This window comes from Paraglaciecola polaris LMG 21857 (assembly GCF_000315055.1).
In the GTDB taxonomy this organism is placed as follows: domain Bacteria; phylum Pseudomonadota; class Gammaproteobacteria; order Enterobacterales; family Alteromonadaceae; genus Paraglaciecola; species Paraglaciecola polaris.
Window position 1 is genome coordinate 43,582 of sequence record NZ_BAER01000028.1, and the last position, 10,192, is coordinate 53,773.

The 10,192-nt window shown below is 44.4% G+C and carries 8 protein-coding genes; all 8 read right to left on the reverse strand.

The window, feature by feature from the left end; genetic code table 11:
* Nucleotides 1-336: 336 nt before the first annotated feature.
* Complete coding sequence (locus tag GPLA_RS05825; protein WP_007103931.1) at nucleotides 337-2,331, reverse strand: response regulator; 1,995 nt, start codon at nucleotides 2,329-2,331, stop codon at nucleotides 337-339.
* Nucleotides 2,332-2,352: 21 nt separating this feature from the next.
* Nucleotides 2,353-2,811, reverse strand: coding sequence for a response regulator (locus GPLA_RS05830; RefSeq protein ID WP_007103932.1), 459 nt, complete (start codon nucleotides 2,809-2,811; stop codon nucleotides 2,353-2,355).
* A 1-nt stretch (nucleotide 2,812) separates the two neighbouring features.
* Nucleotides 2,813-4,294, reverse strand: coding sequence for a sensor histidine kinase (locus GPLA_RS05835; protein WP_007103933.1), 1,482 nt, complete (start codon nucleotides 4,292-4,294; stop codon nucleotides 2,813-2,815).
* A gap of 50 nt (nucleotides 4,295-4,344) precedes the next feature.
* Complete coding sequence (locus GPLA_RS05840) at nucleotides 4,345-4,578, reverse strand: hypothetical protein (protein ID WP_007103934.1); 234 nt, start codon at nucleotides 4,576-4,578, stop codon at nucleotides 4,345-4,347.
* 3 nt (nucleotides 4,579-4,581) lie between these two features.
* Nucleotides 4,582-5,913, reverse strand: coding sequence for a sigma-54-dependent transcriptional regulator (locus GPLA_RS05845; RefSeq protein WP_007103935.1), 1,332 nt, complete (start codon nucleotides 5,911-5,913; stop codon nucleotides 4,582-4,584).
* A 385-nt stretch (nucleotides 5,914-6,298) separates the two neighbouring features.
* Complete coding sequence (locus tag GPLA_RS05850) at nucleotides 6,299-7,381, reverse strand: GNAT family N-acetyltransferase/peptidase C39 family protein (RefSeq protein WP_407636144.1); 1,083 nt, start codon at nucleotides 7,379-7,381, stop codon at nucleotides 6,299-6,301.
* A 136-nt stretch (nucleotides 7,382-7,517) separates the two neighbouring features.
* Nucleotides 7,518-8,984, reverse strand: a complete 1,467-nt coding sequence (locus tag GPLA_RS05855; RefSeq protein WP_007103937.1) for a RimK family protein — start codon at nucleotides 8,982-8,984, stop codon at nucleotides 7,518-7,520.
* 263 nt (nucleotides 8,985-9,247) lie between these two features.
* The coding region (locus tag GPLA_RS05860) for a serine hydrolase domain-containing protein (RefSeq protein WP_040513991.1) at nucleotides 9,248-10,192 on the reverse strand (945 nt) is incomplete at its 5' end.

Here is a 10,192-nt window from a genome sequence, read left to right on the forward strand (position 1 = left end):
CAATAATTTCAGTGCCTTACAAATTTGCATGGAAATTGCTAAATACACTTTACAGTGCAATAGAAAATACGACACGGAACGAGTCAACGAACCATGTCACCCGTTTGCTGAGATAGCGCGTTATCAAAAGCGTTACCTTGCTACCGTTTTCGTTGGGGCTGGGGCGTTAACACTCCCTTGATACTGCTACTATCTAGCCCCAACGAATTCTTTTTTGCCAAAAGCCAAGGTGCCTAATGTAAAGGTAGATAAAAGCGTTGTGAAGGGAGGAGGAAAATGCGTCAGTTTGGCGACGAAAATTGCAGTCATGGCAGCAGAACGGCCATGAATAAAGCACTAATCTTTGACTAAATCGCTCAATACTTGTTTATTGATAGGCTTTAAAATAAATTTTGAAATCTCTGCTTCTGCCATTTCGTTCACGTCAGGCTCTTCCCCGCTCAGTATGACCATTTCGACTGCCGGCGCACTTTGACGTAATTCTTTGGCCAAGCTCAAACCATTAGTATCAGGCAAGTTTAAGTCCAGTAACACCTTACTCCAATCATCGCGTTGCTTAAACACGTCGACCCCCTCTTTACCAGAATGTGCCACATGTACCGATGCCCCTAAGCTTTCTAACAACAAAGCGGTGATATCTGCGGCGTCTATATCGTCCTCGACCAAGAGTATATGCTGCTCACTACTGACCTTTGCAGGTTGTTCGCTTATTGCACTTGATGCAACACCCGCTTCATCTTGGCTTGGCTCTACACATGATGTCACAGTCAAGTAGGCATCAAGCGCACTCATCAGTGCTTGTGGATTAATTGGTTTTTCTAAAACATTGCTAAACCCTTGGCTGATCAGTTGCTCCCTTACCCCTTTCATTGTCGCTGCGGTCATAGCAACCACGGGAGATAATATGCCGGCAGCGCGAATTTGCTTTATCGCCTCGGAGCCGTCCATCACAGGCATATGAATATCAATCAACACGAGATCGAAAGGCTTATCCTCACTACGCGCGTTAATGATCTTGTCTAACGCTTCTAGGCCGTTCTTGCCGTATTCCACCAGCACACCGGTGCTGGACACCATATGGCCAACCAACATACGTATATCGTTTACATCGTCGACCACCAATACTTTGCCTTGATACTGCAAGGACTGCACATCTTTAATCACCAGAGGCTTAGCATCGAATTTAAGCCGTTCATGGGGCACCTGACTCACATCACCAGTTTGAATATAGGCGGTAAAACAACTGCCCTTGCCAAATTGCGATTGTAAACTGACCGTTCCGCCCATCTTAGCCACCAGCTCATTACAAATAGCCAAACCCAGACCACTGCCACCCTGGCGTCGTGATACGACATCAGCGACTTGTTCAAACGGCTTAAATACACTGCTTAATTGGTCTTTGGGAATGCCAATACCCGTGTCTGATACGGTAAAAAACAATAGATCTTCACCATCTCGTTTTTCACTCCATAAACGCACATTCACCTCGCCTTGCTCGGTAAACTTAATCGCATTGCTAATGAGGTTAATCAAAACCTGGCGAAAACGAGTGGCGTCGGTTTGTATCTTCAGTGGTAAGGGACTAACTGAATCTACCGTGAGCATGAGTCCTTTATCGGTCGAAGGTATCGTCATTAATGCGTATACATCTGCAATCAGCGCATCTAAATTTACGTCACTGATATTTAACTCAAGTTTGTCCGCTGCAATCTTCGACAAATCGAGCATATTGTTCAGTAAACTTAGTAGGTGCTTGCCATTGCTTAATACTATGCCTAACTCAGTGTGCGCAGACTGGCCAATTTTAGAGTCCATAAGCAACTCGGTATAACCTAAGATAGAGGTTAGCGGCGTACGTAATTCATGGCTTAGGTGAGCTAAAAATCGGTCTTTAGAGCGGTTTTCGGCTTCCGCTTTTAAGCGGTCGACCCGCTCCTTTTCAATTTCTCGCCGAGCGAGTGCGTAACGAATCGCCCGGGCAAAGCGACTACCGCTCAATTCACTTTTGATAATGTAATCAACCGCACCTGCATCCAAGGCCGCCATATCGACTTCTTCGTCAGCTTGGCCGGTTAACATGATAATAGGTGACGTGAACCCAGCTTCAATGCCGAGTTTAAGGATGGTCAGGCCGTTCTCAGCCCCTAGCTGGTAATCCAACAGGCAGATATCGTGACGGTTCTCGGCCATTTTAGCCAGTGCATCGCGTTGATTAGTCACCCAGTCTATTTCAAATTCTAATGTGCTTAATTGGCTTATGTAATCACACGCCAAGACGTAATCGTCTTCGTCGTCTTCGACTAATAGTAAACGAGAAATTGAGTTAGACATGATTACCAACTTGTTCCTGAATCACCCGTTGTTCACGGGTAATTCAACAAACTCGACCCAGTATTTACCGAGTGCGCTCATCAGTGCCACCAATCCCTCAAACGTGACAGGTTTGGTGATATAAGACGCCGCCCCAAGGTCGTAGCCTTTGACCATGTCTTCTTCTTGGGCTGAGGTGGTGAGAATAACGATAGGAATACTGCGCAGCTCTGGGTCGAGCTTAATTTGCTCAAGCGCTTCCCGGCCATCCATGCGTGGCATATTTAAATCAAGTAAAATCAGGCCTGGACGCGGCGCAGCATCTTTATCACTAAATTTACCTTCCCGGCGCAAGAACTCTAATAATTCCACACCGTCTTCAACACAGTGTAACTCGTTTAACACACGACTTTCCCGCAGGGCGTCTTGGGCCAACAGGCGATCATCTTCATCATCGTCTGCCATTAAAATCACTATTGGTTTCGCTTTTGAATAAAGCACTCTACTCTCCCATATATTTGTTAACGACAGCATCTATCGGTAAGGTAACGGTAAACGCAGCACCTTCATCAGGGCTACTTAACGCTGTAATGGTGCCGCCGTGACGTTCAACAATGCGACGACAAACGGCTAAGCCAATTCCCGTTCCTTTGTAAGCAGTACGCCCATGTAAACGCTGAAACGGCGAAAATATCTTGTCTGCATAGGTTTGCTCAAACCCAATGCCATTATCTTTTATCGTAACAATACAGCACGGGACATCCATATGTTGTAATTCATCACGAATGTCTTTTTGCTCTACTGATACAGATATAACAGGCGGCACGTCGACTTTACGGAACTTCAAGCCATTGGATAACACGTTTAAAAACAGCTGATACATTTGGCTTGGGTCGGCACAAACCTTGGGCAATGGCTCAATGTTTATCTGTGCGCCACTTTCGCTTATCGCAATTTCTAAGTCGATGAGCACCTCTTCGAGCACATTGTTTAACTCTACATCAACAAAGTCTTTGCCTCGAGTGGTAATACGAGAAAACTCGAGTAAATCATTGATTAAAGTAGACATTCTAAACGCAGCTGTGGTCATACGTTTGATATAATCAACGCCCCTTTCATCGAGCTTGTCTTTATACATGGTGGTTAAGCGGTCACTAAATGCTTGAATTTTACGCAGGGGTTCCTGTAAATCGTGGGACGCCACAAAAGCAAAATCTTCTAACTCGCGATTGCTCCGCGACAGTTCTTCTGAGTAAATCGTCAGTTCTTGCGTTCGCTGGGCAACCTTGTCTAATAACTGTTCGTTTTGTTTTTCCAAGTCATCTTGATAACGGGTATTAATACTCAAGTTAATGCGCGCCATCAAAAACATACCTATGACTAATAACCCGCTGGTGATGGCCGACACACCAAAGTTAACTTTGGCATCTCGTTGGATCCGTTTTAGTTGGCTGTAGAGCACTTGTCTGTGTTCGTACTCAGTATCAACCAGCTGCTTCATGGTTTTGCGAATTTCCCGATACAGATCGCGACCGCGGTTAGTCATAATTTGGCGCAGCGCGGACTTTTCACGCTCCTTGAGAGCAAGCTCTACTGTACTGGTCAGTTCATGAATTTTTTCATTCACCAATACCAGTAAGTCTTTGATCCGCTCCTGCTGACCAGGAATTTCTGATTCAATACCTGAGACTAAAGCAATTTTTTCATCCAAGCTCTGTAACTCAGCATGATACGGATTAAGATACTCCTCATACTCAGTCAGCAAATAACCACGTTGGCCCGACTCAGCCACCACTACGGATAAATGCAGGCTCTCGAGACGCAAAATGATAATGCTGGTTTTATCTAGACTGGTTTGCACAGCAGTCAACTTGTTAACTGTGTTTAAAGCAATAGACAGATTTATGCCGATAATGCCCACCACTAGGACCGAAATAATGATCCAACTAGCGGTAGTATTACCAAACAACCGGTTTAAGCGCATGAGCGTCCTTTTAAGTAACCTTATTTAGCCGCTTCTACGCAGCTAAAATACTAGCTTGTTTCATCCGTGCGGGCATGTTCAGCCAACTTTTGTAATGCAGCACTGCTATCTTGACAGGCCACCAGTATTTTATCTAAAGCGGCTATCGCCTTCTCTCTTGGCATATCGTTTTCCAACACAAGCTTGACCATTTCTGCCTGCATTGAAATACGATTTAATGGATTGCGTACATCATGGATCAACGAATTGGTAGTGGGTGATTGTACGTCTTGTGTTGGTTGCATAAATTACCCCTGAGCTTGGTTTTCCCAAGCATTTAAGCGGTTGTATAAGGTCTTAGTGCTAATTCCGAGCATTTCCGCCGCTAAGGTTTTATTGCCTTCGACTTTTTCTAAGGTCACGCGTATTAGCTCTTTTTCAACGTCGTCAATAGTTTGCCCTGCAGTCACCTGATTCGATGTCATTTGATTTTTTGCAAAAGGAGATTCAAAATTCTTTGGCAAGGTAATCTTGTTGCTCGTCGGGTCGCTCATGATAAATGCGCGATGAATAGCATGCCGCAGTTCGCGGATATTGCCCGGCCAACCATATGCTTTAAGCTGGTCGAGTTGGGCATTCTGCCATTCAAAATTAGTCTCGTTTTCAGCATTTAACTGTTCGATAAACGCCGTGGCCAATAGTGGAATATCCGCTAAACGCTCACGCAATGGCGGTATCGTGATCGGAAACACAGCTAAACGGAAATAAATATCTTCGCGCAGTACTTTACTCTGGGCAATTTCTTCAACCGTACGGTTAGTTGCTGAAATAACCCGGCAATCCACCGACGTATCTTTCACTGCGCCAACGCGAGTCACACGCTTACTTTCAAGCACTCTAAGTAAATTAGGCTGCATTTCCAATGGCATTTCAGTAATTTCATCGAGAAAAAGGGTGCCATTTTGAGCTTGTTCAAATACGCCGATTTTACGCCCTACAGCGCCGGTAAATGAGCCTTTTTCATGACCAAATAACTCACTACCAATGAGTTCACGGGACAATGCACCACAGTTAGTGGCAACTAAGGGCCCCTCAACGTTGCTGGCCGTATGAATGGCATGAGCCACCACTTCTTTACCAACACCACTTTCCCCCATGAGCATGACGTTAGCATTGGTTTTGCCGACTCGCTCGATCATCTGATAGAGCTCTTGCATCGCAGCTGACTCACCGACCAAGCAGTCGAAATGCTTAGTGATGGCAGACGATTTGGCTTTTTTTCTGGCCTTAGATTTACCTGACAGCACCTGCTCTAAATCTTCTCGCTGCAACGGTTTAACCAAATAATTAACGGTAGGGCCGCACATGCCTGCAATGATGCTTTTCACCGAGGGGTGCCCGGTAATTAACGTCACAAAAGGCACTTTGTCGTGGGTGTTTAGTTTATCAATCAGGTGCAATGCGCTGCCGTCAGGCAACATAAAATCAAGTAGTATGTGGTCAAAGCGTTGAAACTCGATACAGTTGTAGGCTTCTTCTAAACAGTTCGCGACCTCGACGTCATGGCCTAAGAACTCGATAATATTGCTCGCTACGTCGGTAAATTCCTTATCATCATCGACTAACAGTATTTGAGACACATTGATTCCTTTTTGTTGAGTAACGGTTAATTCAGTTTTAGCTTTATTTATTATCTAGTGCCTGTGGGCTATCGTGATTAGCGAACCAAATTAACGATTACTGTAGAGTAAATTGCGTACTTACCCCAGAGTATGATTTGGATAGTATTATCCTACTACCCACTGTATCACATTCGTGTCTTGGGCTCGGTGACGAAAGACACAACTGAGGCTAAATTCACAACCTAGCTAATAAAGCAAAGCTCAGGCCAGCTGATCACATACGTAGCAATTTAATGAATGGATCACGGTACTTATCCATTATCTATCCAGCAAAAACGAGGATTAGAGTCATAAAAAAGCCTGCTGAAAACAGGCTTATAAAATACAACATATTGTATTTATTCTATTTTTTGGATATTAACAAAGCCGTACGTAATTTGCTTTTACCAAATGCAGACAGCCTGAAAAAATCTCCCCGAGCAATCGGAATATGCTGACAGTCCATGGGTTGTGGGTGTAAATCATCCGGATCAGGGTCATGTAGATACAAACAATCTTCATCTATGTGTGTAACTGTTACCCAATGCGGTATTTTTTTCCCATCCAGCTGATAGGTGCTGATCAAACTTATCACCGCGGCCCCCTTTGCCAAGCCGGTTTGCAAGGCATTTACATCAGGGTCGGTGTAAATAATGTTTATACCTTGAGCCTTAGCTTGTTGTAAAAATTGCCGATCAACCGCTTGCATGATGTATTTTTTATGCTCACTACGCACACCATCAATAAATAAAGGCGCTTTAGTGTTCACATACGCTGTGACCGAAAATCCCAATTGGTGAGCGGCCAGTGCTAAACCAATAGGATGACAGCCGCCGTGACCTGATGTCATAAAGATAGTCGTCGCTTGGCGCCAGATATCCAGCTCCAAAGACTGGGACATATCCAGTTTGGGGTTCAAATTCGCCATTGCCATCATCAGAGATGACGGCCCGCAGGTAAATTCTGTCGTCTGCTGATACCAAGGATAAGTTGGCAGTGTTTGCAGCGACAGACTCTGCCGAATCGGTTTTTGCATACGCAGTGCATCTATCGAACCTTGATAGTAGTTGGCGTAGGTACCAAATGTGCGGTAACCCAAGCTCTCATATAACTTAATCGCGCCTGTGTTATTGGTCGCCACTTCAAGACGCATAAAAAGTTTGTCTTGTTCTAAGGTATTTTGCTCTAACGCTAACAGTAGCTTTTTGCCCACCCCCAAGCCTTGAGCTTGGCGACTCACCGCAATGGAATACAGCCGCGCCAAACGCGTACCTTTGCGCATTATAACCAAACCATAACCCAGCAAGACATCATTATGGGTCGCCACCATAAATACTCTGTGGCTATCAGCGGCCTTAAGCCAATGCATAAAACGGCGCTGACTTAAGCGGTCAGATTCGAAACTAGCATTTTCAAGTGCCACCAGCTGAGTAATATCGCCCAGCATAGCGCTGCGAATGTTTAGCTCACTTTCTTTATGCACACCCAGCCCAGCGACATCGGGTAAATCGATATCAGATAAGCTGCGTGCAACAGATATTGGCGCATTTTGGTCTTGTTGCTTTTTGTGTCCCCTGGACATCTTATTTGCCTCGTAACTCAAGACGGTTAGCGAATTCTTGCATCACCAACATGTATAATTCTTTGCCTAAGTATAAATCTTCTACTTTTGATTCTAAGCTCGGGTTGTCGTTGACTTCAATAACGTAAACTTGATTGTTTACCTGTTTGATGTCCACACCATACAAACCTTTACCTACAATAGCACTCGCTTTAACCGCCGCATCGAGTACTGGTTTTGGTACTTCAAAAGTCGGCAATGTTTCAAAATCACCAGAGAAGTGTTTTTTCGAACTGTGGTTGTAAATTTGCCAATGGTTACGCGCCATAAAATAACGACATGCGTAAATCGCTCGGCCATTTAATACCCCAATACGCCAATCGAAATCGGTATAAACGAATTCTTGAATCAAGACTAACGCTGATTGGCGCAACATTTCCACTAGCTTAAGCTTTAATTCAACCAAGTTTTCGACCTTGAAAACGCCAATTGAAAATGAGCTTTCTGGCAACTTCAATACCATTGGATAGCTAAATTCACCCTCCAGTAGTTCACACGTTTGATCACTGGAGTTAGACACAAAGCGGCTCTTAGGCGACGGTACCTTGTTGTAGCTAAATGCATCGTGCAAAAATACCTTGTTGCAGCAACGCAAAATCGAGGTGGCGTCATCGATCACTTCCAAACCTTCTTGCTCGCCTTTGCGGGCAAGTTGATAGGTATGGTGATTAATTGCTGTGGTTTCACGGATAAATAACGCGTCAAACTGACTGATCATCGGCCCTTGTTTAGCCGTGATCACTTCTGCATTAATGCCCACTTGCTCTGCCGCTTTAACAAAGTTTTGGATGGCTTTGCTATCACTTGGGGCGGTTTTTTCTTCTGGGTTAACCAAGATCGCCATGTCCCAACGAGAACGTTTTTTGTTGCCACGACTACGCCAATATTTTTGCGTAAAATGCTCTAATCGCTCAGCAAATAACGGCCACAAGCTTGAATCGATTTCACGTATACCCAAGGCTTTCGGTTGTACACTCAAGCCTTTTTCATCACGGCTAAACGACAAACGTAAAATTGGCGCAGGGAAACGCTCAAATACATGCTTGGCAATACGCTTATGACGCTCATTTTGTGACCAGCCGAAAAACACCAATATTTCATCAGGCAATTCGTCGTCAATATGGGCGTACAGATCCGTGCTCATATACTTAGGCACAGGCGTTAACATCTTGCTTTGATCATTAAGCGATTCGCTTAAATCATTGATCGTGTTTACGCTTGGCAACACTTTATGTTGACGCGCTTCAGCCAGCAAAGAACAGTAGTAACCCTGACTCAAATATTTATCTGTGTCACATAGATTAATGATGCGTGTTTTTGGCTCACCGACCTTAGGGTAATCAGCAAGATATTGGGCAAAATCGATAACGGTGGCATCCAAACTTGGGAAGCCATCAGCATTATCGACCACAACGATTGTTTTAAACATTTTACAGCGCTCCAAATAGCAATTTGACTTGTATTTAGGGCACCAAAAAGTGCAACAAGCCAAGCGAAATCAATTAGTTAATCAACAGCTCATGCTTGCCACATCAGGTAGGATGGTCTGGGCAATGATATTGGTGCGGAATATAGGCGTTACGTAGATTTAATCAATACTTTTTTTGCAAAAAATGCTAATTATTTTCAGTACAAAATTGCGCAGCAAATAAATGGCTGAATCGCCGAAAAATAACCATTGAAATCAATACCTTAATCAACCAGTTTTTGCAACTTTAAATCTTGGAAATCATAGCTAAAATCGATATCCGAAAACACGGGTACAAGCTCGATATACGACAGCTTATTATTTTTGTCTCGATGTAACTGGACAAATACATCTGCCGCTAAGCTTCGGTCGTCCCAGCGCACTAAATAACGGTCTTTTTTGCTATCCTCATATATACCACCGATCAATTTACTCACTCTGGCTGAGCGCAACTGAATTCGGTCTTCTTTTTGTTCTAGGTAGAAGTCCCCAAGCCAGTCATCTCGGTATACACCTAATGCAGCTTGAATAAGCTTGTCCTGGGTTAACAGAGCGACCGGTGCGGATGTTTGATTGTGGTTTTTTTCCCTCGCTCCGCTGTTGGAAGTGCGGGGCGCAAAAGCGGCTAACCAATCCGTTTGATCATCACCCAGATAGGGTTTCATCAGGGTATACATCAAAGCACTACGCCCAGCACTGGACTCTTGATTGGTTAATACCACTATACCTAAATCTAACTCAGGGAAGAAACTCACATATGAATACATGCCAGCTAAACTACCGCTGTGATGTACCCGTAAATGCCCGTCGACGTCATTTAATCGCCAACCTAATCCATAGGCGCTGAAATGAGTATTATTATGCTGTTTATCTGTGCCTGACACCGGCATTATGGTCTGTGGTGACCACATCTGTTTATGCTGCGCTAACGAAAACAGCCTATTGCCATCAGCTTTTATACCTTTATTTAGTTGCAACTGTGCCCAAACGAGCATGTCGCTCAAGCTGCATTGAATGCCTCCTGCGGCAGCGGATACATTCGGCCTATTTTCATCAATCTCCCGCTCAATCGTCGCAAGTTGCCCATTCACCACGCCGTGGGGAGTGGCAGCGAATTTTTGCTGGGCTTGCGGAATATGACCAGCAAAGCAGTACTGCATACCTAACGG